Origin of the sequence: Pleomorphomonas sp. T1.2MG-36 (assembly GCF_950100655.1) — a bacterium.
Classification (GTDB): Bacteria; Pseudomonadota; Alphaproteobacteria; order Rhizobiales; family Pleomorphomonadaceae; genus Pleomorphomonas.
In genome coordinates, this window is the sequence record NZ_CATNLY010000051.1 from 215,440 (window position 1) to 237,579 (window position 22,140).

The 22,140-nt window shown below is 67.2% G+C and carries 20 protein-coding genes; 11 read left to right on the top strand and 9 right to left on the bottom strand.

What is annotated here, in order from left to right:
- Nucleotides 1-78 precede the first annotated feature (78 nt).
- The 3 genes from rfaE1 to QQZ18_RS20285 are packed head-to-tail and all read left to right on the top strand — an operon-like array spanning nt 79 to nt 2,756.
- Nucleotides 79-1,539, top strand: a complete 1,461-nt coding sequence (gene rfaE1, locus QQZ18_RS20275; protein WP_284542797.1) for a D-glycero-beta-D-manno-heptose-7-phosphate kinase — start codon at nt 79-81, stop codon at nt 1,537-1,539.
- Nucleotides 1,540-1,554: 15 nt separating this feature from the next.
- Nucleotides 1,555-2,130, top strand: coding sequence for a D-sedoheptulose-7-phosphate isomerase (locus QQZ18_RS20280; RefSeq protein ID WP_284542798.1), 576 nt, complete (start codon nt 1,555-1,557; stop codon nt 2,128-2,130).
- Nucleotides 2,127-2,756: a D-glycero-alpha-D-manno-heptose-1,7-bisphosphate 7-phosphatase gene (locus QQZ18_RS20285; protein WP_284542799.1), complete on the top strand. Its 630-nt coding sequence runs from the start codon at nt 2,127-2,129 to the stop codon at nt 2,754-2,756. Before QQZ18_RS20280 ends, QQZ18_RS20285 begins: the two co-directional genes overlap by 4 nt.
- 7 nt (nt 2,757-2,763) lie before the next feature.
- Here the strand turns inward: QQZ18_RS20285 and QQZ18_RS20290 are convergent, their stop codons facing one another.
- The 3 genes from QQZ18_RS20290 to carB form a co-directional block, all read right to left on the bottom strand.
- Nucleotides 2,764-3,543 (bottom strand): glycosyltransferase family 2 protein, encoded by a 780-nt coding sequence (locus QQZ18_RS20290; RefSeq protein ID WP_284542800.1) that lies wholly within the window; start codon nt 3,541-3,543, stop codon nt 2,764-2,766.
- Between the two features lie 130 nt (nt 3,544-3,673).
- Entirely contained in the window at nt 3,674-4,147 is a 474-nt protein-coding gene (gene greA / locus QQZ18_RS20295) for a transcription elongation factor GreA (RefSeq protein WP_284542801.1), read from the bottom strand.
- A gap of 198 nt (nt 4,148-4,345) precedes the next feature.
- On the bottom strand, nt 4,346-7,834 hold the full coding sequence (carB, locus tag QQZ18_RS20300) for a carbamoyl-phosphate synthase large subunit (protein ID WP_284542802.1): 3,489 nt from the start codon (nt 7,832-7,834) through the stop codon (nt 4,346-4,348).
- A gap of 203 nt (nt 7,835-8,037) precedes the next feature.
- Between carB and QQZ18_RS20305 the strand changes: the two genes are divergently transcribed.
- Complete coding sequence (locus QQZ18_RS20305; protein ID WP_284542803.1) at nt 8,038-8,541, top strand: GNAT family N-acetyltransferase; 504 nt, start codon at nt 8,038-8,040, stop codon at nt 8,539-8,541.
- 320 nt (nt 8,542-8,861) lie between these two features.
- Here QQZ18_RS20305 and QQZ18_RS20310 read toward each other — a convergent pair whose 3' ends face one another.
- Complete coding sequence (locus QQZ18_RS20310) at nt 8,862-9,092, bottom strand: helix-turn-helix domain-containing protein (RefSeq protein WP_284542804.1); 231 nt, start codon at nt 9,090-9,092, stop codon at nt 8,862-8,864.
- A gap of 190 nt (nt 9,093-9,282) precedes the next feature.
- Between QQZ18_RS20310 and QQZ18_RS20315 the strand changes: the two genes are divergently transcribed.
- On the top strand, nt 9,283-9,738 hold the full coding sequence (locus QQZ18_RS20315; protein ID WP_284542805.1) for a DUF5680 domain-containing protein: 456 nt from the start codon (nt 9,283-9,285) through the stop codon (nt 9,736-9,738).
- 70 nt (nt 9,739-9,808) lie between these two features.
- Here the strand turns inward: QQZ18_RS20315 and QQZ18_RS20320 are convergent, their stop codons facing one another.
- The 4 genes from QQZ18_RS20320 to QQZ18_RS20335 form a co-directional block, all read right to left on the bottom strand.
- Nucleotides 9,809-11,116: a TRAP transporter large permease gene (locus QQZ18_RS20320; protein ID WP_284542806.1), complete on the bottom strand. Its 1,308-nt coding sequence runs from the start codon at nt 11,114-11,116 to the stop codon at nt 9,809-9,811.
- A 3-nt stretch (nt 11,117-11,119) separates the two neighbouring features.
- The gene (locus QQZ18_RS20325; RefSeq protein ID WP_284542807.1) at nt 11,120-11,629 is read right to left on the bottom strand and encodes a TRAP transporter small permease; all 510 of its coding nucleotides are present in this window, start codon (nt 11,627-11,629) and stop codon (nt 11,120-11,122) included.
- Nucleotides 11,630-11,749: 120 nt separating this feature from the next.
- Nucleotides 11,750-12,739: a TRAP transporter substrate-binding protein gene (locus QQZ18_RS20330; RefSeq protein WP_284542808.1), complete on the bottom strand. Its 990-nt coding sequence runs from the start codon at nt 12,737-12,739 to the stop codon at nt 11,750-11,752.
- A 71-nt stretch (nt 12,740-12,810) separates the two neighbouring features.
- Nucleotides 12,811-13,665: a GntR family transcriptional regulator gene (locus tag QQZ18_RS20335; RefSeq protein WP_284542809.1), complete on the bottom strand. Its 855-nt coding sequence runs from the start codon at nt 13,663-13,665 to the stop codon at nt 12,811-12,813.
- Nucleotides 13,666-14,045: 380 nt separating this feature from the next.
- Here QQZ18_RS20335 and ypfJ point away from each other — a divergent pair, with 380 nt between their 5' ends.
- Nucleotides 14,046-14,957 (top strand): KPN_02809 family neutral zinc metallopeptidase, encoded by a 912-nt coding sequence (gene ypfJ, locus QQZ18_RS20340; RefSeq protein ID WP_284542810.1) that lies wholly within the window; start codon nt 14,046-14,048, stop codon nt 14,955-14,957.
- 18 nt (nt 14,958-14,975) lie between these two features.
- Here the strand turns inward: ypfJ and QQZ18_RS20345 are convergent, their stop codons facing one another.
- Complete coding sequence (locus QQZ18_RS20345; RefSeq protein ID WP_284542811.1) at nt 14,976-15,845, bottom strand: MurR/RpiR family transcriptional regulator; 870 nt, start codon at nt 15,843-15,845, stop codon at nt 14,976-14,978.
- A gap of 155 nt (nt 15,846-16,000) precedes the next feature.
- On the opposite strand from QQZ18_RS20345, the gene QQZ18_RS20350 reads away from it, so the two are divergent.
- The 5 genes from QQZ18_RS20350 to QQZ18_RS20370 all read left to right on the top strand — a co-directional run bounded on the left by QQZ18_RS20350 (nt 16,001) and on the right by QQZ18_RS20370 (nt 22,104).
- Nucleotides 16,001-16,939, top strand: coding sequence for an ABC transporter substrate-binding protein (locus tag QQZ18_RS20350; RefSeq protein ID WP_284542812.1), 939 nt, complete (start codon nt 16,001-16,003; stop codon nt 16,937-16,939).
- Nucleotides 16,940-17,166: 227 nt separating this feature from the next.
- A complete protein-coding gene (locus QQZ18_RS20355; RefSeq protein WP_284542813.1) occupies nt 17,167-18,057 on the top strand; it encodes a class II fructose-bisphosphate aldolase in 891 nt (296 codons plus the stop codon).
- Nucleotides 18,054-19,568 (top strand): FGGY-family carbohydrate kinase, encoded by a 1,515-nt coding sequence (locus QQZ18_RS20360; RefSeq protein ID WP_284542814.1) that lies wholly within the window; start codon nt 18,054-18,056, stop codon nt 19,566-19,568. Before QQZ18_RS20355 ends, QQZ18_RS20360 begins: the two co-directional genes overlap by 4 nt.
- Entirely contained in the window at nt 19,568-21,097 is a 1,530-nt protein-coding gene (locus QQZ18_RS20365) for a sugar ABC transporter ATP-binding protein (protein WP_284542815.1), read from the top strand. The genes QQZ18_RS20360 and QQZ18_RS20365 overlap by 1 nt, the downstream gene beginning before the upstream one ends.
- The gene (locus tag QQZ18_RS20370) at nt 21,097-22,104 is read left to right on the top strand and encodes an ABC transporter permease subunit (protein ID WP_284542816.1); all 1,008 of its coding nucleotides are present in this window, start codon (nt 21,097-21,099) and stop codon (nt 22,102-22,104) included. Before QQZ18_RS20365 ends, QQZ18_RS20370 begins: the two co-directional genes overlap by 1 nt.
- Nucleotides 22,105-22,140 lie beyond the last annotated feature (36 nt).

The window sequence follows — 22,140 nt, forward strand, 5'->3', positions numbered from 1 at the left end:
GAAAATCTGGTAACACTTTTCGGTCCGATGCTCTAGAAGATGTGCGACTGTCCCAAGAGGAGCCTCGCAAGCGCTGAAATGCCCGACGCCGGTCTTTCCTATCATGCCGCCGTATCGAAGTTTTCCGCGCTGACCGTGCTGGTGGCCGGCGACTTCATGCTCGATCGCTTCGTTCACGGCAAGGTCAACCGGGTGTCGCCGGAGGCCCCCATTCCGGTGCTGAGCCACGGCCGCGACGACGTCATGCTGGGCGGTGCCGGCAACGTGGTGGCCAACGTCGCCGCGCTCGGCGGGCGAGCCGTGCCGGTGACGGTGATCGGCGACGACGAGGCCGGCGCGCAGCTCAGACGCCTGTTCGACGCCCGCCGCATCGACCATGACAGGATCATCTCCAGCGCCGCGCGCAGTACGACGCGCAAGACGCGCTTCGTGGCGCAACAACAGCAGCTTCTCCGCTTCGACGAGGAGGTGGTGTCGCCGCTCACGGCGGCCGACCGCGCTTCGGTGCTCGCCGCCTTCGCCGCCGAACTGCCGCGTGCCGACATCGTCATCCTCTCCGACTACGGCAAGGGCGCGCTGGCGGACGGCGTTGCCGCCGAGCTGATCGCGCTCTGTCGCGCCGCCGGCAAGCAAGTGCTGGTCGACCCCAAGGGCAAGGACTACGGCATCTATCGCGGCGCCACCGCCGTGACGCCCAACCGCAAGGAGCTCGGCGAAGCCACCGGCCTTCCCACCGGCTCGGATGCCGAGGTCGAGGCGGCCGGGCGCCTGTTGCGCGAGACCTGTGCGCTCGACTTCGTGCTCGCCACCCGCAGCGAGGAAGGCATGAGCGTCGTCGAGGCGGGGCGGACGCTGCACATGCCGACCAAGGCGCGCGCGGTGTTCGACGTGTCCGGCGCCGGCGACACGGTGATCGCCACCTTCGCACTGGCGCTCGCCGCAGGCTGCGCCACCGGCATGGCGGCCGAGATCGCCAACGCGGCGGCCGGCATCGTCGTCGGCAAGCCCGGCACCGCCCAGACGGATCCGGACGAATTGCTCGGGAGTCTTTCGGCGGCAGGCCGCTCGGATGGCCCGGCGGATCGCGACGCCATCACGCGCCTCGCCGCCGCCTGGCGAGCGGAAGGCCTCAGGGTCGGCTTCACCAACGGCTGCTTTGACATCCTGCACGTCGGCCACGTCGCCCAGCTCGAAGACGCCAAGTCGCGCTGCGACCGGCTGATCGTCGGCCTCAATACCGATGCCTCGGTGAAGCGCAACAAGGGCGAGGGGCGTCCCGTCAACAGCGAGGACGACCGGGCGCGGCTGCTCCTGGCGCTGAAGGCGGTGGATGCGGTGGTGCTGTTCGACGAGGAAACGCCGCTCGACCTCATCAAGGCGGTGATGCCGGACCTGCTGGTCAAGGGCGCCGACTACACGATCGACCGGGTGGTGGGCGCCGATTTCGTTCTGGGCCGAGGCGGCAAGGTGCATCTGTCGCCGATCGTTGCCGGGCGCTCGACCACGGCGACGCTAAAGAAGATCGTTTCGCTGGGATAGAGAGGGATAGGTCGCATGGCCGGACTGCAGGACTACCTTGAGACGTCCATCGAGGGGCTGGCGGCGCTGAGGGCGCATGATCTTTCCGGCGCCATCGATCGGGCGATCGACATCATCGTCGCGGCGCTGTCCGCCGGCAAGCCGATGCTGGTCTGCGGCAATGGAGGCTCGGCCGCCGACGCCCAGCACATCGCCGGCGAACTGGTCGGCCGGTTCTTGAGGGAACGCAAGGCCTACAACGTCATCGCCTTGGGCACCGACACCTCGGTGGTGACGGCCTGGAGCAACGACTATTCCTTCGAAAGCCTGTTCGCCCGCCAGGTGGAGGCGCATGGCTGCAAGGGGGCGGTGCTGCTGGCCATCTCGACGTCGGGCAACTCCAAGAACGTGCTCGCCGCCGCCGAGGTGGCACGCCAACAGGGCATGACGGTGATCGCGCTGACCGGCGAGGGCGGCGGCAAGCTCAAGCCGCTGGCCGACGTGCTGCTCGACGTGCCCTCCCGCTTCACGCCGGTGATCCAGCAGGGCCATCTCTGCCTCTACCACTATCTCTGTGGCGCCATCGAGGAACGCCTCGTGGGGATGGCATGAGCCGCCGGGCCGTCAACGACCCGCGGCTGTCGGGCGCCGATCCGGGCCTTTGGGTCGAGGTGGCGGAAGACGCGGCACGCTTTGCCGGTCGTCCCGCGCTGTTCCTCGACCGCGACGGCGTCATCAACGAGGATACCGGCTATCCCTCGCGGCCGGAGCACATCCGCATTCTCGAGGAGATCGTCGAGCCGATCCGGCGGGCCAATGCCTTGGGATGGCCGGTGGTGGTGGTCACCAACCAGTCGGGCGTGGCGCAGGGCCTGTTCGGCTGGGACGATTTCGCCGACGTCACCGCCCATATCGACGCGGAGCTGGCGACGCGCGGCGCCCGGCTCGATCTGGTGCTGGCCTGCGGCTATTACGGCAACGGCCGGCCGCCGCTCAATGTCGCCGATCACGCCATGCGCAAGCCGAACTCGGGCATGTTCGTCGAGGCGGGGCGGCTGACCGGGCTCGATTTCAAGCGTTCGCTGATGGTCGGCGATCGGGATAGCGATTTCCAGGCGGCGATCGGCGCCGGGCTGTCGCGGCTGTTCTCGCCGGCGCCCGACTACATCGGCCTGCGCCTGGCACCGACGGCCGAGCCGGTGCGGCCGCTCGCCGAGGCGGCGGAGCTGATCGGTTGAGCCGCTATCAGTCGCCGAACAGCCGCATGCGGTAGCGCAGCAGGGAGAAGTTGAAGCGCGCCGCGTAGGAGAGATCCGACAAGCGGACGCGCAGGCTGGACGCGACGGTTTTCTGCCATACCGAATGCGCGCCGCTGCCGTCGTCGGCCGGGACGTAGCTTTTCTTGAGGCTGTGCGACTTGCGCCACAGCGTGCCGATGTCGGTGACATCGGCCGGGTCGCCCGGCTTGCCGTGGAAGGCGATCCTCGGCAGGTTGTCGGCTCCGCCAAAGAACAGCCCGCGAATCTGCTTTTCCGGGTCGGCCTGGTCGTTCATCCGGCTCGCAAGGTCATGGGCGGCGCTGCCGGTCATGAAGAACGGGTTGAGCGAGAACTCGCCGGTGGATGGCGGCGGCGCATAGCGGCGCAGGTAGAGGCGAACGATGTCCGCCTCGCCGCCCAGGATCAGGCGGGACACGCGGTCGACGTCGACCGGCCGGTTGAGGAACCAGTCGTCTTCGAGATGGAGGAAGTAGGGCGCGTCGACCTGGCTCCACACCCATTTCACCGCGCGGGCGAATCCGCCGGTTTCCGGCGTGTTGACCTGCGCTTGGCCGCGACTGTCGAAGGCGTTCAGCAGGCGCACCACATCGTCGCGCGAGGCGGTATCCGAGCCGAGCGGGTCGACGTTGGCGATGATGTGGATGCCGTCATAACGGCAGAAGCAACGCTTGGCGAAACTGCGCAGCGTCAGTTTCAGCACTTCGGGCCGCGTGATCGCGGTGATGCAAACGGTCAGGTCTCGCAAGGCCACCCCAGACGCCCCTTGTGGCAACGAGGCGGACCATAGCCGAGGCTTCCGGCGTTTGCACTCCCTTGTTCAGGGCGGTGGAAAAGTGGCGCGTCCCGACGATCGCATGGGGGACGCGCCGTTCTCGTCAGCGGAAGACGACGTCCAGGATCTCATATCCTCTCGCGCCACCTGGCGCGGCAACTTCGATCTGGTCGCCGACCGACTTGCCGATCAGGGCGCGGGCGATGGGGGAGGAGATGGAGATGCGGCCGCCCTTCACGTCGGCTTCGGCATCGCCGACGATCTGGTAGGTCTTTTCTTCCTCGGTGTCTTCGTCGACGAGCTTCACCGTGGCGCCGAATTTCACCGTCTTGCCGGTGAGTTTGGCGACGTCGATGATCTCGGCGCGCGACAACATGTCCTCGAGCTCGGAGATGCGGCCCTCGTTGTGGCTCTGCTGCTCCTTGGCGGCATGGTATTCGGCGTTTTCGGAGAGGTCGCCATGGGCACGCGCTTCGGCGATCGCCGCGATGATGCGAGGCCGCTCTTCGGATTTGCGCCGCTGCAGCTCGCTCTCCAGAGCGGCATGTCCGCCGGCGGTCATCGGGACTTTGTCCATCGGTCTCAAGGCCTTTCAAAAAATCACAGCGCCCGGCGCCAAGGGCACCGGGCCGCGATGTTTCCTGTGTTGCCGTGGTAAAGCTCCTCCCGGAACCCTCGGCAACTCTGTGATACGGGTACGTCGCCCTACACAACCGCTTTTAGGAGGAGTTTGCAACTCCTCCGGCGGCTGGCATGGCGACGCGCCAATTCCGTCCTACCCGGCTTTGCCGAAGTAGGATTGTAGCGGACGAACCTCGCGAACGCCCGAGGACCAAGCCCCGATTCCGCGCGCCGCCGCGATCGACCCCGCCAAGGTGGTATAATACGGGACTTTCTGCAAGAGGGCAGCGCGGCGCAATGAACGACTATCGGCCAGCGCCTGGGCGCCGTCGGTCGTGTTGAACACCAGTTGCACCTCGCCGTTGTTGATGGCGTCGACGCAATGCGGCCGGCCCTCGCGCACTTTCTTGGTGAGAACGGCGGGAATGCCGTGCTCGACGAGGTACTCGTGCGTGCCGGCGGTGGCGATCACCTTGAAGCCGATTTCGACGAGGCCGCGCACCGAATCGAGGATGCGAGGCTTGTCGGAGTCGCGCATGGAGACGAACAGCGTACCGGCGGTCGGCACCTTGACGCCGGAGCCCAACTGGGCCTTGGCGAAGGCGACCGAGAAGTTGCGGTCGAGGCCCATCACCTCCCCGGTCGAGCGCATCTCCGGGCCGAGCACCGTGTCGACGCCGGGGAAGCGGGCGAACGGGAACACCGCTTCCTTCACCGCCACGTGGCCGAGCTTCTCCTCCTTGAGGGAGAAGCCATCCAGCATCTCGCCGGCCATGACGCGGGCGGCGATCTTGGCCACCGGCTTGCCGATGGTCTTGGCCACGAAGGGCACCGTGCGCGAGGCGCGCGGGTTGACCTCGAGGATGTAGATGGCGCCGTCTTTCACCGCATACTGGACGTTCATCAGGCCGACGACGTCGAGCGCCAGGGCGAGCTGGCGGGTCTGGCGCTTCAGTTCCTCGACGGTGGCGGCCGGCAGCGAGTAGGTCGGCAGCGAGCAGGCCGAGTCGCCCGAGTGGATGCCGGCCTCCTCGATGTGCTCCATCACGCCGGCGACGAACACGTCCTTGCCGTCGGAGAGGGCGTCGACGTCCACCTCGATGGCGTCCGAGAGGTAGCGGTCGAACAGCAGCGGGCTCTTGCCGAGCACCATGTTGATCTGGCCGGTCTTGTCGTTGGGGTACTGCGCCTTGACGTCGGCCGGCACCAGGGCCGGCAGCGTGCCGGAGAGGTAGGCGTCGAAGCCCGCCTCGTCGCGGATGATCTCCATGGCGCGGCCGCCGAGGACGTAGGAGGGGCGGACCACCAGCGGGAACTTCAGCTCGCCCGCCACGAGGCGCGACTGCTCGATGGAGTAGGCGATGCCGTTCTTGGGCTGCTTGAGGCCGAGCTTGTCGAGCAGGCGCTTGAAGCGGTCGCGGTCCTCGGCAAGGTCGATGGCGTCGGGCGATGTGCCGAGGATGGGGATGCCGGCCCGCTCCAGCGTGTCGGCGAGCTTCAGCGGCGTCTGGCCGCCGAACTGGACGATGACGCCGTGCAGCGTGCCGTTCTGCTGCTCGACGCGCAGGATTTCGAGAACGTCCTCGCCGGTCAGCGGCTCGAAATAGAGGCGGTCGGAGGTGTCGTAGTCGGTCGACACGGTCTCCGGGTTGCAGTTGACCATGATGGTCTCGTAGCCGGCGTCGCCGAGCGCGAAGCAGGCGTGGCAGCAGCAATAGTCGAACTCGATGCCCTGACCGATTCGGTTGGGGCCGCCGCCGAGAATGACTACCTTCTTGCGGTCGGAGGGCTGCGCCTCGTCGGCCGGCTTGCCGGCGAAGGGCATCTCGTAGGTCGAATACATGTAGGCCGTCGGCGAGGCGAACTCGGCGGCGCAGGTGTCGATGCGCTTGTAGACCGGGTGGACGGCGAGCGTCTCGCGCAGCGCCTTCACCTCTTCCACAGGCCGGTGGGCGAGCTCGGCAAGGCGAGCGTCGGAGAAGCCCATGGCCTTCAGGCGCGTCAGCCAGCCGGCCGTCTCGGGCAGGCCGTTCTTGCGGATCTTGGCCTCGGTTTCGACGATGCCGTGAATCTCGCGCAGGAACCACGGGTCGATGTGGGAGATGTCGTAGATCTCGTCGAGCGTGAAGCCGCGCCGCATCGCCTCGGCCACCTGGCGCAGCCGGTCGGGCGTCGGCGTGCCCAGGGCGGCGCGGAGGGCGCCGCGCTCGTCGTCCTCGGGAACCTCGATCTCGTTGAGGCCGGTGAGGCCCGTTTCGAGGCCGCGCAAGGCCTTCTGCAGCGATTCCTGGAAGGTGCGGCCGATGGCCATCACCTCGCCGACCGACTTCATGGCGGTGGTGAGATTGGGCTCGGCGCCGGGGAACTTCTCGAAGGCGAAACGCGGGATCTTGGTGACGACGTAGTCGATGGTCGGCTCGAAGGCGGCCGGCGTGGCGCCGCCGGTGATGTCGTTGGCGAGCTCGTCCAGCGTGTAGCCGACGGCGAGGCGGGCGGCGACCTTGGCGATCGGGAAGCCGGTGGCCTTGGAGGCCAGCGCCGAGGAACGCGACACGCGCGGGTTCATCTCGATGACGATCATCCGGCCGTCGGCCGGGTTGACGGCGAACTGCACGTTGGAGCCGCCGGTCTCGACGCCGATCTCGCGCAGCACCGCACAGGCGGCGTTGCGCATGATCTGGTATTCCTTGTCGGTCAGCGTCAGCGCCGGCGCCACGGTGATCGAATCGCCGGTGTGCACGCCCATCGGGTCGATGTTCTCGATGGAGCAGATGATGATGCAGTTGTCGTCCTTGTCGCGGACGACCTCCATCTCGAACTCCTTCCAACCGAGCACCGATTCCTCGACCAGCACCTCGTTGGTGGGCGAAGCCTCGACGCCGGACATGACGAGGTCGTAGAGCTCCTCGATGGTGTAGGCGATGCCGCCGCCGGTGCCGCCCATGGTGAACGACGGGCGGATGATGGCCGGCAGGCCGGTCACCTTGTAGGCCTTCAGCGCGTTGAGGCGGGCGGTGAGGTTGTACTCCTCGCGCCGGGCCTTCTCGTCGGCGGCCCATTCGCCCTCGAAGGCGGCCAGCGCCTTGGCGCGACCCTCGTCCTCGGGGTGGGCGGCGAGCACGGCGGCGCGGCGGGCGTCGTGCTCGGCACGGAACTGCTGCTTGAGGGCCGAGGTGTTGACGAAGGCGGCCTTCGGCGTGTCGAGGCCGATGCGCGTCATCGCCTCGCGGAACAGCTCGCGGTCCTCGGCCTTGTCGATCGCCTCGGCGGTGGCGCCGATCATCTCGACGCCGTGCTTGTCGAGCACGCCCATCTTCTTCAGCGACAGCGCGGTGTTGAGCGCCGTCTGGCCGCCCATGGTGGGCAGCAGGGCAAGCCGGTCGTTCGGCCGCTCGGCCCGTTCGCGTTCGATGATGCGCGCCACCATCTCCGGCGTGATCGGCTCGATGTAGGTGGCGTCCGCCATCTCCGGATCGGTCATGATGGTGGCCGGGTTGGAGTTGACGAGGACTATGCGGTAGCCTTCCGCTTTCAAGGCCTTGCAGGCCTGTGTACCCGAGTAGTCGAACTCGCAGGCCTGACCGATGACGATCGGGCCGGCGCCGATGATGAGGATGGTGTCGATATCGGTGCGTCTGGGCATCTTCACTCGCGTGTAAACGCGACCGGTGCGCGGGGCACCGACCGGGGCGGGCAGCAAGAAGGGTGATCGTCGTTCGGACCGTTGCCGGGCTTATAAATGAAAAGAGCGCGGTCGCAAACCCCGCTCCGGTTCGAATTGGCGGCTTTGTTGGGCAGGTTTGCGATTGGTGCCCGCCGATGGGGCGGGCGACGCGGGAGGGACCGTTGAAGACAGCCATCTGGACCGTCCGGCGCCTCGGCGCCGACGACGTGGAGGCGTTCCGCCGCGTTCGCCTGGAAGCGTTGCGCGAGGAGCCCGTGGCCTATGCCAGCAGCCACGCGGACTGGGCCGCTCTCTCCGACGAGGAGTGGCGGGACCGGATGGTCGAACCCGTTGTCGCCGCCTTCCTCAGCGACGAGCCGGTGGGACTGGCCGGGCTGATGCGGCAGCGACCGAGCAAGATGGTTCACCGCGCCAGCATCGTCATGGTCTACGTGCGCAGGAGCCTGCGCGGGACCGGCCTGGCCGACGAACTCATCGACGCCGTGATCGACGAGGCGCGCGCCTTGGGCATCGTCCAGCTGGAGCTTTCCGTCACCGCCGAGAACCGGGCGGCAGTGCGCTTCTACGAGCGCAAGGGCTTCGTCACGATCGGCCGCATTCCCGGCGCCCTGATGCACGAGGGGCGGGAAATGGACGACCTCATGATGGCGCGGCGCATCGGGTGATTGCTGGGAGACATGGGAAGTATAAGGCTGTCATCCTCGCGCAGGCGAGGACCTCGGGCAGGACGTAACTCCCCGGCCGATATCGCGCTCCAGATGCTACGGGAGCCTGATACATCCGTAGGGAACTTCTCGTCCTGAGGTCCACCTTGCATTCGCACGCGAATGCAAGCGGCCTTCGCGAGGATGACAATTAATTGATATAAAACAGTCGGATAAGTAGGTGCTTGCCAGGCTCCCCTTCATATCCCACCGTCCTCCTCTGCGAAGGCAGAGGATCTCGGGCAGGATAAAGCTCTCTGGCCGATATCGCCGCTGATCGCCTAACTCGCCGCCTTCGGCTCGCCTGCGTCCTGGCCGTCGAAATCGCGGATGCCCTGGCTGATGGCCCAGCAGGCAAGGCGCACGTGCTTGGGGATCGGCACCCGCCGACCGCCTCGCTCGCCCCGCTCATAGTACTGGATCATTCTCCGCTTGAGGCCGAGGTGTTGCGCCGCCTCGTCCTGCGTCAGGCCCTGGCGCTGTCGCCAGGCGCGAAACGTCTCTGCGTTCATGCCGCTTTCACATCCTCACAACCCGAAGGAGAAAGTGCATCAAGCCGGGCGATTTGTCCACCGCGCCAAAAGCCAAGCCGGCAAGGAATCGCCACGCCCGTCCTGCTGTCCCATCCTGCTGCCCCATCCTGCTGCCATGAAACGACAGTGGGCGGCCTTAGGTTCCATGTCGGGAAACCGGAGGCCCTATATGGACGTCCTCGAAGACTTCATCATCCGCGCCAAGGCGGCCACCTATGCCGGCGACGGCGCGCCGGCCGTCAGTTGCCGGCCCGGATCGCACGACCTCTCCTTCGAGGATGGCGATTTCCATTATCTCGACAGCTACTTCGGCGGCACCGACTTCTCGGGCCAGGAGGTTGTCTGGCAGGGCGGCCGGCCCGTATGGGCCATGAGCTACCACGGCCGGGTGCTGCGCGACGACCTGATCACCGGGGCCGAGGCCGGCGCCACCATCAAGGCGGCGCTGACGGCGCTCTACGGCGAGCATCGTTTCCTCGGCGGCTTCCGCTTCCGCCGCGACGGCCACGACTACATCGACATCGTCGACGGCGACCATCGCGCCTTCTTCGGCTTCGAGGAGATCCGGGTGCGCGATATCCGCGCCTACGGGTTGCGCTATTTCGGCGGCCTGATCCGGGATTGAAAGACGCCCGCCGGCCCGGCCGTTGTCGGCAGGGTCGGCGGGCGGCTTTGGCGATCCGGTGCGACCGGTCCTATCTCACGAACCCGGCGGCCTCAGGCAGGGCCAGCGACAGCGCGGGAATGAAGGTGACCACGAACAGCACGGCGATCAGGACCAGGAAGTAGAGCAGCAGCGGCTTGAACACCTCCTCGATCTTGAGTTTGGCTATTCGACAGCCGACGAACAGGATGGGCCCGACCGGTGGCGTGATGGTGCCGATGCTCAGGTTGAACACCATGATGACGCCGAAGTGCACGGGGTCGAAGCCGAGCGAGGTGGCGATCGGCAGGAAGATCGGCGCGAAGATCAGGATGGCCGGGGTCGGGTCCATGACGCAGCCCAGAAGCAGCATGATGACGTTCATCATCACCATGATGAGGATGGGGTCGTCGGTGAAGCCGAGCAGCGACGTGGCGATGATGTTGGGGATCTTGGCGTAGGCCATGATCCAGCCCATCACGGCCGAGATGCCGATCATGAAGATGATCATGCCGGTGGTCTTGGCGGTGTCGAGCAGGAAGCCCGGGATCATCTGAACCGTGATGGTCCGGTAGGCGAAGGACAGGGCCAGGACGTAGACGACGGCGATGCAGCTGGCTTCCGTCGGGGTGAAGATGCCGGAGATGATGCCGCCGACGATCAGCACGATCAGGAACAGCGCCGGCAAGGCCTCGATGGTCACCCGGAAGTTCTCGCTGAACTTGCCCATGCCCAGCGCCCGGTGCCCGGCCCGGCGCGCATAGATGAGCGCCGGGATGATGCAGGCCAGACCCCAGAGGATGCCGGGGATGTAGCCGGCGAGGAACAGGGCGGCGACCGAGGTGCCGCCGCTCGCCAGCGAGTAGATGATGAAGGTGTTGCTGGGCGGGATGAGCATGCCGGAGGGCGCGGAGGCGATGTTGGCCGCGGCCGCCGCCGCCGGATCGTAGCCGTCGGCCTTCTGCTGCGGGCCGATGGCGCCGCCGATCGCCGCCGCGGCGGCGACGCCGGAGCCGCTGATCGAGCCGAACAGCATGTTGGCGACGATGTTGGTCTGCATCAGCGCGCCGGGAATGAAGCCGATCAGCGCCTTGGCGAAGTTGATCAATCTTCGGGCGATGCCGCCGTTGGTCATGATGATGCCGGCGAGCACGAAGAAGGGGATCGCCAGCAGCGAGAAGCTGTTGACGCCGGTGAAGACGCGCTGGGCCGCCGTGATCGCCATGCGGTCGAAGGTGAAGATGGTGGCCATGGCCAGGACGGAGCCGATGCCCATGCTGATGCTGATCGGCACGCCGATGGCGAGGAGGATCGGAATGCTGATCAGCATGATCAGCCCGATGTCTGCGGCATTCGCCATGGCTCAACCCTCCTGCTGCGGGCGGTCGCCCGACATGACGCCCGCCAGCCGGCGGAGATCGGTGACGATGTTGTAGATGCAGTAGAAACTGGAGAAGACGCCGCAGATCGGCAGCGCCAGATAGATCTGTCCGGTGCTGAGGTAGGGAATGGCGGCGTTGGTCTGGCGCATGGTTCTGACGACGGCGTCCCACCCGCCCACCACCAGAATGGCGAGGCAGAAGATCAGGATCAGCACGCTGGTCAGGACCTGGAGCGAGATGTTCCACCTGACAGGCAGGGAGTCGCAGAGCAGGCCGATGTTCATGTGGCCCTTCTCGCCGAACAGCAGCGCCGCCGAGAACAGCGTCAGCCAGACGAACATGATCTTGGCCAGTTCCTCCGACTGGGCGCCGGGGCTGTTGAGGAGATAGCGGGCGGCCACCTGCCAGGTCACGACGACGGTGAGAAGCCCGCATAGGAGAATGCAGCAGAAGGCAAGGATCTGGTCGACCCTTCGCTTGATCGTTTCCATTGGTTTCTACCCTTGTCGTGGGACCGGTGGCCGCCCGGGGCGCGGGCGGTCCTGAGCTTGCGGGCAGCCCCCGGCCGCCGTCCGCCGGGACGGGCGGGACGGCCGGGGCCTTTCACGGGATCAGCGCAGCGCTTCGATCTTCTGATAGATCGTCTTGGTGACGTCGGTGGTCAGCTTGCTGTCGACCAGCGGCTTGACCGCCGCGCGGAAGGCATCCATGTCGACATCCTCGCTGAACTTGCCGCCGGCCTTTTCGGCATCGGCACGGGCCTTGGCGGCATCGGCCGCGAAGGCGTCGAACTCGAAGTCGAAGGCCTTGGCCAGCTCTTCGGTGACGATCGTCTTGATGTCGTCCGGCAGGCCGTTGAACAGGTCGACGTTCATCACGAGATAGTCGGGGATCATCAGGTGGCGCGTGTACGAGTAGTACGGGGCAACTTCGACGTGCTTCAGCGAGGAATAGACGATCTCGTTGTTCTCGCCACCGTCGAGCACGCCGGTCTGGATGGCGGTGTAGACCTCACCCTGGCCCATGGCGATGCCGACGCCGCCCATGTACTTCAGCATCTGGACGTTGGTGTCCGACTGCATGACGCGGATCTTCTCGCCGGCGAGGTCGGCCGGGGTCTTGACGAAGCGGTCCTTCAGGTAGACCGACCGCGCGCCGGCGGTGAAGGAGCCGAGCACGACCACGCCCTGATCGGACACGGACTTGTAGAGGTCGCCGACGATCTCGGGATTGTTGAGGACCTTCTTCTGCTCGTCGATGCTGTTGAACAGGTAAGGCAGGTTGAACACCGAGAAGTCCGGGTTCCAGCTTTCCAGCAGGCTGGCGGCGGCGACCGACATGGCGAGCGTGCCGGTCTGGACCATCTCGACGGTTTCCTTCTGGGCGCCGAGCAACTCGTTCGGGAACACCTCGGCGGTGTACTCGCCGTTGGTGCGCGCCTTCAGGCCGTCGGCGAACATCTGCAACGCCTTGAACTGCGGATGCGTGTCGGTCTGGTTGAAGGCGATCTCGAAGTTCACGGGGGCGGCCGACGCGGCGGGAATGACGGCGGACAGAGCGATGGCTCCGGCGACGATGGACAGATAGGAAGCGTATTTCATCAGTTTCCTCCGTTTGGTTTCACTTTGTTCCAAGGTTCGTCTGCCGGCCCGCGAACAGGCCTGACGGCGGTTCAAGCGCCTTCACGGCTCTTGATGTCCATGTGCTCTGTTTGGGGAGCGAGTTTCGATGTGTCGAGGTGGGGCTTCTTCGGCGTTGCCACGATGATGGCGGGCGCCCTGCGGGCCCAGCGGGTGTGTGCGTCTTCCAGGTTGCCCGAGAAGTAGTCGGGGCCGATGTCGCGGATCTTGGCCAGGCTGGCCCCGAGCCAGTCGAGGTGATCGCCGATGACCGTCGCCGCCTTGTCCGCGTTGCCGGCGGCGATGGCGTCGACCAGTTCGGTGTGTTCGGCCAGCGCCCGCTCCATCCGGTTGGCCTGCGGCAGCGTGAGCCGGCGGAACCGGTCGAGCTGAACCTTGATGCCTTCGACGAAGCGCCAGATGCCCGGCTGGCCGGCGGCGGCCATGATGGAACGGTGCAGCGCCTCGTCCTCGACGTGAAAGCCGTCGATGTCGTTCGACTTCAGCGCTTCCTTCTGCCGCTCGACGATGGCGCGCAACTTGAGGACGTCGCTCTTGGCGGCGAGCTCGGCGGCCATGCGCGCCGTCATCTGCTCGATGGCCTTGCGGGCCAGGATCGCCTCGGGCAACTCGTCGGCGGGAATGCGCGACACGATGGTGCCGGATTTGGCGGCGATGTCGATCAGGCCTTCCTCGGACAGGCGCAGCAGCGCCTCGCGGACGGGCGTGCGGCTGACCCCGTAGGCCTGCGTGATGTCCTTCTCGGCGATCGGCTCGCCCGGGCGGCGGCGCATGGAGATGATGTCGTCGCGAAGGTGGAAGTGGATGAGCTGGGCGGAGTTCATCACACGGGTAGGGCTGGCAGGCCGGCCAACTTCCCAGACGCTGGTGAGCACCCCCTCCGACATGCGGCTTCTTTCCCCTCAATACCCGGCCGCGATCGGCCTCTTCGCTTCTTGCATATCTTATATATCAGATATTCTTGCCGTCCCATCCGGTAGACTCCGGGCACGACTTAAGTCGAAGTCCAGCGGCACGGGAGCAAGAAACGGGCGGATCTCCGGCGAATCTCGGCTTCATGCGCGGGGTCGCTTCGGCCCTCGGCTGGCGGCCGGCACCGTCACCCGATGCCGCCCGAGGGGAGGGCGGGGGCGGCCAAGGCAGCGAGCGGAGGGGGTGAAGTCGGGCGCATCCACATGTGCCGACGGGGCATCAGCCCACGCCCATCGACTGGCTGGAACTCACCGCACACTCTGCTGTTATACTGCTGATAGTCGGAGGGCCGTACATGCTGTGGAAGGGACGCCGCCAGAGCGGCAACGTCGAGGATATGAGGGGCAGCGGCGGCGGCTTCTCCGGTGGCGGCATGCGCTTTCCGGGCGGTGGCTTTCCTGGGGGAGGGCGGCGCGGCGGTGGTGGCCTGTCCATCGGCGGGCTGATCGTCGTCGGTCTCGTGCTGTGGTTCCTCGGTATCAACCCGCTGGTGCTGCTCGACGGCGGCATGGGCGCGACCGGCACCGGCGGCTCGGCGGCCATCGAGCGTCCGAGTGGCGGCAAGCCCGACGAGATGCGCGACTTCGTCGCCACCGTGCTCGCCGACACCGAGGACACCTGGGCGGAGGTGTTCAAGGCGGACGGCAAGCGCTACAAGGCGACGCCGCTGGTGCTGTTTTCCGGCCAGATCCGCTCGGCCTGCGGCTTTGCCAGCGCGGCCAGCGGGCCGTTCTACTGCCCCGGCGACGGCAAGATCTACATCGACCTCGCCTTCTACGACGAGCTGCGCCAGACCTTCGGCGCGCCCGGCGACTTCGCCCAGGCCTATGTGATCGCCCACGAGGTCGGCCACCACGTGCAGGACCTCGTCGGCCTTCTGCCGGCCTTCAACGAACGGCGCCAACGCCTCGACGAGGCCGGCGCCAATGCGCTGTCCGTGCGGGTGGAGCTCCAGGCCGATTGCTACGCCGGCATCTGGGGCCATTACGCCGAGAAGAAGGGCATCCTTGAACGCGGCGACCTTGAGGAGGCGCTCAACGCCGCCACCCAGATCGGCGACGACGCCATCCAGAAGCGGACGCAGGGCTACGTGGTGCCGGAGAGCTTCAACCATGGCTCCTCGGCCGATCGCAAGCGCTGGTTCAAGATCGGCTTCGACACCGGCGACGCGGAGTCCTGCAACACGTTCTCCAACGACCGGCTGTAGGCTGGCGCTTCCGACCCCTCAGAAGCGATCTTCGTTGAAGGCGTCGTCGATGCGCACCGACGCCGCCAGCATGTCGGGGCGCCGGGCCGTGAGGCACTCGAAGACCACCTGGGCGAGGCCGATGGCGACGATGCGGTCCAGCACCTCGGCGCTGCCGGGCAACGGGCCGGTCGGCAGTTGCAGGAACAGGTCGGCCTTGCGGGCCAGCGGCGAGTTGGCGATGCCGCCGATCACCGCCAGGCGCGCGCCGTTGCCCTTGGCGATGGTGGCGGCGCGCGCGGTCGACTTGGTGCCGCCGGAGTGCGAGATGGCGATCGCCACGTCCTGCGGCCCCATCAGCGAGGCGTGCGTCACCTGCGTATGGTACTCGGCCGTGAACATGATCGGCAGGCCGAGACGGACGAGCCTCGCCTCGAAGGCGGCGCAGACGACCGCCGATTCGCCGGCGCCGAACATGTGAATGGCCCGCGCGGTGGTCAGCCATTCGACCAACTGGTCGAAGGCGTGCGATGCGGCGATCAGGCTCACCATCACGTCGGCGCGCGTCGACAGCGCCGCCATGACGCGGCGGGCGATGTCCTCGGTGGTGTTGCTCCGGCCCTCGCCGGCCGGCTGCGGTCCGTCCCGGTCGGCCTGCTCGAGCAGCATGGACCGGCGCATGTCCTTGAGGCCCTGGTAGCCGAGCTTGCGCGACAGGCGGTCGATGCTCGACCGGCTGGCGCCCGACTTTTCCGATAGGTCGGAGGAGGTCATCGCCCCGAGTTCGTAACTGGGGATGGCCAGCAGCAGTTCGACGATCCGCCGCTCGGTCGGGAAGAGGTTGACCGTGGTCGCCCTCAGCCGCAACGGCCGATGATCCTCAGATGTGCCATCCAAGTCAGTCACCATGATACCCCCTGCTTCTCATGACACGAAACACGTCGCCGAAAAAACAGAATCTACCCGCTTGCGCGACATTATGTCTCGTAGTATGAGTTGTTCCGTCGACGAAATGGCCGTCACCACCATAAATAAGGCCACGACATATTGGAGGAAACATCACCATGAAACGTTTTGTGTCAAGCCTTTTGGCTTGCGGCGTCGCTTTGTCACTTGTTCCGGCCGTGGCCACCGCCAAGGATCTCAAGCTGGTCGGCGTCACCGTCGTCGACCTCGGCAATCCGTTCTTCGGCGCCATTGCCAAGAGCATCGAGGCAAAGGTCAAGGAAGCCGGCGGCGCCGACGCCAAGACCCTGGTGATGTCGGGCGACTACGACCTCGGCAAGCAGTCGACGCAGTTCGACAACTTCATCCAGGCCGGCGTGGATCTGATCGTCGTGTCGGCCGTCGACTCCAAGGCCGTGGGCGCCGCCGTCAAGCGGGCGCAGGCGGCGGGCATTCCGGTGGTCGCCATCGACAACACCGCCGACAACGCGCAGGCGACCATCACCACCGACAACGTCACCGCCGGCAAGCAGGCCTGCCAGTACATCGCCGACAAGCTCGGCGGCAAGGGCAACCTGATCATCGTCAACGGGCCGCCGGTCTCCGGCGTGATCGACCGCGTCAACGGCTGCAAGGAGGTGATGGCCGCTCATCCGGACATCAAGATCCTGTCCGACAACCAGAATGGCATCGGCACGCGCGAAGGCGGCCTCAACGTCACCACCGCGCTCCTGACCGCGCACGACCAGGTCGACGCCATCTTCACCATCAACGACCCGTCGGCCATCGGCGCCGATCTCGCCGCCAAGCAGCTGAAGCGGACCGGTATCGTCATCACCACGGTGGACGGCTCCCCCGACATCGAGGCCGCCCTCAAGGAAAAGACGCAGATCGAGGCGTCGTCCGCCCAGCTGCCGTCGGAACTGGCGAACGCCGCCGTCGATGCCGGCGTGAAGCTCCTCAACGGCGAAACGCTCGCCGAGCCTTCGATCCTCGTCGCCCCGTCGCTCATCACCCGCGAGAACGTCGGCAGCTACAAGGGTTGGAACGCCCAATAAGGGCCTGACCGCAAGCGACAACAAGAGCCAGCACCCGATCGCCCCGGCCCTCGCGCCGGGGCGATCCCCCGGCCGCTCGCGGATTCCGCACCCTCCCAGCGGTTCGTGCGACATGCCGACTGACGTATCTCCTCACGCAGCCGGCCTTCTTCCCCCGGGCACGAACCTTCCGCGAGTGGCCGCTTCCCCCCTTTCAGCCTTCAAATCTCCCACACAAGGAACGCGCCATGCCGATCGTCCCGGTATCGAAACTTCTCAAACACGCCTCTGACCATCACTACGCGGTTGGCGCCTTCCTCTCGATGAACATCGAAGTGATGCAGGCCACCATTGCCGCCGCCGAGGCCAAGCGTTCGCCGGTGGTCATCCGCATCCACCCGACCGTCAGGGGCGCCACTCGTTTCGATACGCTGGGCATCGTCGCCCGCCATCTCGCCGCCGAGGCGACGGTGCCGGTCGGGCTCAGCCTCGACCACGGCGAGACGCTGGGCGATACCGTCGACGCGATCCGCGCCGGCTGCACGGCGGTGATGCTCGATGGCGCGGAGATGTCGCTCGACGACAACATCCGCGCGGTGCGCGAGGTGGTGGCCGCCGCCGAGCCGCTCGGCGTGATGGTCGAGGCGGCGATCGGCCACATGGAACACGGCGCCGTGCAGACCGCCGACGATCTCGCCAACGTCGCCGACTCCGTTCGCCTCGTCCGCGAGAGCGGCGCCACCATCCTGGCGCCGGCCATCGGCAACGTGCACGGCGTCGCCCACGGCGGCGGCGCCAAGGCCAAGCCCAACCTCGCCATCGAGCGCATCGCCGAACTGCGCAAGGCCACCGGCGTGCCGATCTGCATGCACGGCGGCTCGGGCACCCCGCCCGAGCAGATGAAGGCGGCAACCCGGGCCGGCGTGGCCATGGTGATCATGTTCACCGACATCGTCACCGCCTTCAACCGGGCGCTCAAGGCGGTGCTCAACGCCAACGCCGACGGCATCGACATCATCAACGCGCTGGTGCCGGCGCAGAAGGCGGCCCAGACAGTGATCGAAGGCAAGATGGACGATCTCGGCTCGGCCGGGCAGTCTGATGCCTTCCTCGACTGGTACAACGGAAAGACGTCATGACATCTGCCTCCGGCCCGGTTCTGATCGGTGTTGACATCGGCACCACCAATCTGAAGGTCGTCGCCATCCGGCCCGACGGCGCGCCCCTCAACGTCGTCCGCCGCGGCATGCGGATCGATCACCCCGGGCCGGGCGCGGCGGAATTCGATCTCGGCCAGCTGGAGGGCGATCTCGTCGCCCTGCTGGGCGAGACGGTCGAACGGCTAGCCGTGGCCGGCCACGGCCCGGCCGACATTGCGGCGATCGGCATTTGCAGCATCGGAGAAAGCTTCGTCGGTCTCGACGAGGCGGGGCGGCGCGTCACGCCCTGTCCGACCTGGTTCGACCGGCGGACCGCCAATCTCCGGGCCGAGTGGGGCCTTACGCCACGCGACTGGTTCGACCGGACCGGCATGGTCGACGACGACATCTACACGGTGCATCGCCTGGGCCACGCACGGCGGACCGGGGCCGGCTGGTTCGGCCGGGCCCGGCGCTGGGCCATGGTGGCCGACTACGCCGTCTGGTGCCTTACCGGCACTCTCGCGGCCAACCCGTCGCTGGCCGCCCGCAGCGGTCTTGCCGACCGGCGAACCGGCGCCTGGGATGCCGACCTCGTGCGCACGACCGGTCTCGACGCGGCGGCTCTGCCCGATCTGCGGCCGCAGGGCGAAGGGCGCGGGGCGCTGACCGCCGCCATCGCCGCGCTGACCGGCCTCGCGGCGGGCACGCCGGTGGTCAACGCCGGCCACGACCACCCCTGCGCCGGACTGGCCTGCCGGATGACCGAGCCCGGACCGGTGATCGATTCCACCGGCACGTCGGAAGCGCTGAAGACGGTGGTCGACCGGCCCCTCGGCTACGACGAGGTCGGCGGCGGGCTCTACGATTGCTACCCCTACGTCATCCCCGGCCGCTTCATCCTGTCCGGGCATATTCCGGCCTCGGGCGCGCTGCTCGACTGGCTCGAACGGCTGCTGGCCGGCCCGGACGGCGGGCGCCCGGCCATCGACCGGCTGTGGCAGGCGGCCGAACAGGCGCCGGCCGGCACCGGCGGCGTGCGCGTGCTGCCCTATCTCAGAGGCACCGGCGCGCCCTGGAACCAGCGCGGACGGCGGGCCGAGATCGTCGGTCTCGGCGAGGAGGCGTCGGCCGGAACGGTGCTGCGCGCCGCCGTCGAGGGCCTGTCCTCCTGGCTGCTGCTCAACCTCGACCGCTTCGCCGCCATCACCGGAGAGCGGCCGGACGAGCTGATCCTGGCCGGTGGCGGCGCCCGCAATGCCTTCGTCGACGCCGTCAAGGCGGCGCTCATCGATCGGCCGCTGGTCATGCCGGACGTCGAGGAGGCGGCCGGCATCGGCGCGGCGCTGGTGGGCGGATTGGCCGTCGGCCTGTTCGCCAGCCCTGCCGAAGCCGTTCGTCTCGAAGCGATCGGCAGCACCCGGATCGACGTCGATCCCGCATTGGCCGCCGTCTACGCGCCGCTGGTGCCGGACCTCGTGGGCCGGCTGACAAGCATCGGAGAGCCATGATGAGCGAGGCCGCCCCCATCCTTGAAATGCGCGGCATCAGCAAGACCTTTGGCGCCGTACGGGCGCTCCGGGGCGTCGACCTGACGGTCTGGCCCGGCGAGATCCATGCGCTGATGGGCGAGAATGGCGCCGGCAAGTCGACGCTGATGAAGATCCTGTCCGGCGCCTATCACGCCGATCCCGGCGGCCGGATGCTGGTCGACGGCCGCGAGGTGGCCATCGTCTCGCCGCTCGATGCCCTGCGGCTCGGCGTCGCGGTCATCTATCAGGAGCTGTCGCTCGCCCCCAATCTTTCGGTCCAGCAGAACGTCTGCCTCGGCCGCGAGGCGGCGCGGGCCGGCATTCTCGACAAGGCGACCATGCGCCGGCAATGCGCCGACATCCTGAAGCGGCTCGGCGCCGACTTCCGGCCGGAGACGCGGGTGTCGCGCCTGTCGCTGGCGCAACAGCAGATGGTGGAGATCGCCCGGGCGCTGTCGGTCGATGCCCGCATCCTGGTGATGGACGAGCCGACCGCCTCGCTGTCGTCGCGCGAGACCGACAAGCTGTTCGACCTCATTCGCACGCTGCGCGCCGACGGCCTCGCCATCATCTACATCTCGCACCGGATGGCCGAGGTCTACGAGCTGGCCGACCGCTGCTCGGTGCTGCGCGACGGCGGCTATGTCGGCACGCTCAAGCGCGAGGAGCTCAGCGAGGCGCGGCTCATTCAGATGATGGTCGGCCGCGACCTGTCGGATTTCTACAAGAAGGACAAGCGCGAGGGGCGCAGCTTCGGGGGCTCGGTGCTGGAGGTCGAGGGACTGGCCGACGGCTGCCGCATCGGCCCGGCCAGCTTCGACGTGCGGGCCGGCGAAGTGGTCGGCCTCGCCGGTCTGGTCGGGGCCGGCCGTACCGAGCTGGCGCGGATGATCTTCGGCGCCGAGCCGGCGCGGAAGGGGCGCATCCTGCTGGAGGGAAAGCCGCTTGTCGCGCGCCATCCGTCCGAGGCGATCGCCGCCGGCATCGTCTACCTGTCGGAAGACCGCAAGGGGCTCGGCCTGTTCTTCGACATGTCGATCGAGGACAACGTCAATCTGGCGGTCGCCGCCCAGGACGCCCATCCCCTTGGCATCCGGCGGCTGGCCCTTGCCGCCCGGCGCGGCGCGGAAGCCCTGCGAAGCCTGTCGATCCGGGCCAAGTCGGCCCAGTCGACCGTCCGGTCGCTGTCGGGCGGAAACCAGCAGAAAGTGCTGTTCGCCCGGCTGCTGGCGACGGCGCCCAAGCTCCTGATCCTGGACGAGCCGACCCGCGGCGTCGACATCGGCGCCAAGTCGGACATCTACAAGCTGATCGACAAGCTGGCCGAGTCCGGGGCCGCCATCCTGATCATCTCCAGCGAGCTGCCGGAAGTGATCGGCATCGCCGATCGGGTGTTCGTCATGCGCGATGGCCGGATCGCCGGCGTTCTCGCCGGTGCCGACATCACTCAGGAGCGGGTCATGGCCATTGCCACCGCAAACAACGACAAGACGGGGGGAGAGGTTTGATGTCCGGTACACCCACGAATGCGTCGCAGGTCGACGATCTGGCCTTGAGCGTCGGCCGGGCCGAGGCGACGAAGTCGCTCATCCGGGCGCTCGGCATGCTGCCGGTGCTCCTGGTGCTGTGCATCGCCTTCTCGCTCGCCACCGGCAAGTTCGCCACCGTGCAGAACATGATCATCATCGTTCAGCAGGCGTCGATCAACCTGGTGCTGGCCAGCGGCATGACCTTCGTCATCCTGACCGGTGGCATCGACCTGTCGATCGGCTCGATACTGGCGGCGGCGGCCATGGCGGCGCTGATCATGTCGCTCGACCCGACCTGGGCCATCATGGCGATACCGATCGCGCTCTTGGTCGGCCTGATCTTCGGCACCCTCAACGGCAGCCTGATCGCCCTGGTGCCGCTGCCGCCGTTCATCGTCACCCTCGGCGCGCTGACGGCCATTCGCGGCAGCGCCCGCCTGCTCGGCAACGACACCACGGTGTTCAACTCCAGTCTCGGTTATGCCGTCATCGGCGAGGGGGACCTGTTCGGCATTCCCTGGCTGACGGTGATCGCCCTCGGCGTCGTGGTGCTCTCCTGGTTCGTCCTGACCAAGACGGTGCTCGGCCTCTACATCTACGCCATTGGCGGCAATCCGGACGCCGCCCGGCTCACCGGCATCAAGGTCAAGCGCGTGCTGATCTTCGTCTATGCGCTGTCCGGCTTGACGGCCGGCCTCGGCGGCGTCATGGCGTCGGCCCGCCTCTATGCCGCCAACGGCCTTCAGCTCGGTCAGGCCTACGAGCTCGACGCCATCGCGGCGGTCATCCTCGGCGGCACATCGTTTCTTGGCGGCATCGGGTCCGTCTGGGGGACCGTCGTCGGCGCGCTGATGATCGCCGTCCTGTCGAACGGCCTGATCCTGACCGGCGTGCCGGACGTCTGGCAGTCGATCGTCAAGGGTCTGATCATCATCGGCGCCGTCGCCCTCGATCGCTTCCGGACCAATACCGAAAAGACGGCCTGAGGCCGACGGATCGACGCCGACTGCATTGGCGAGGGG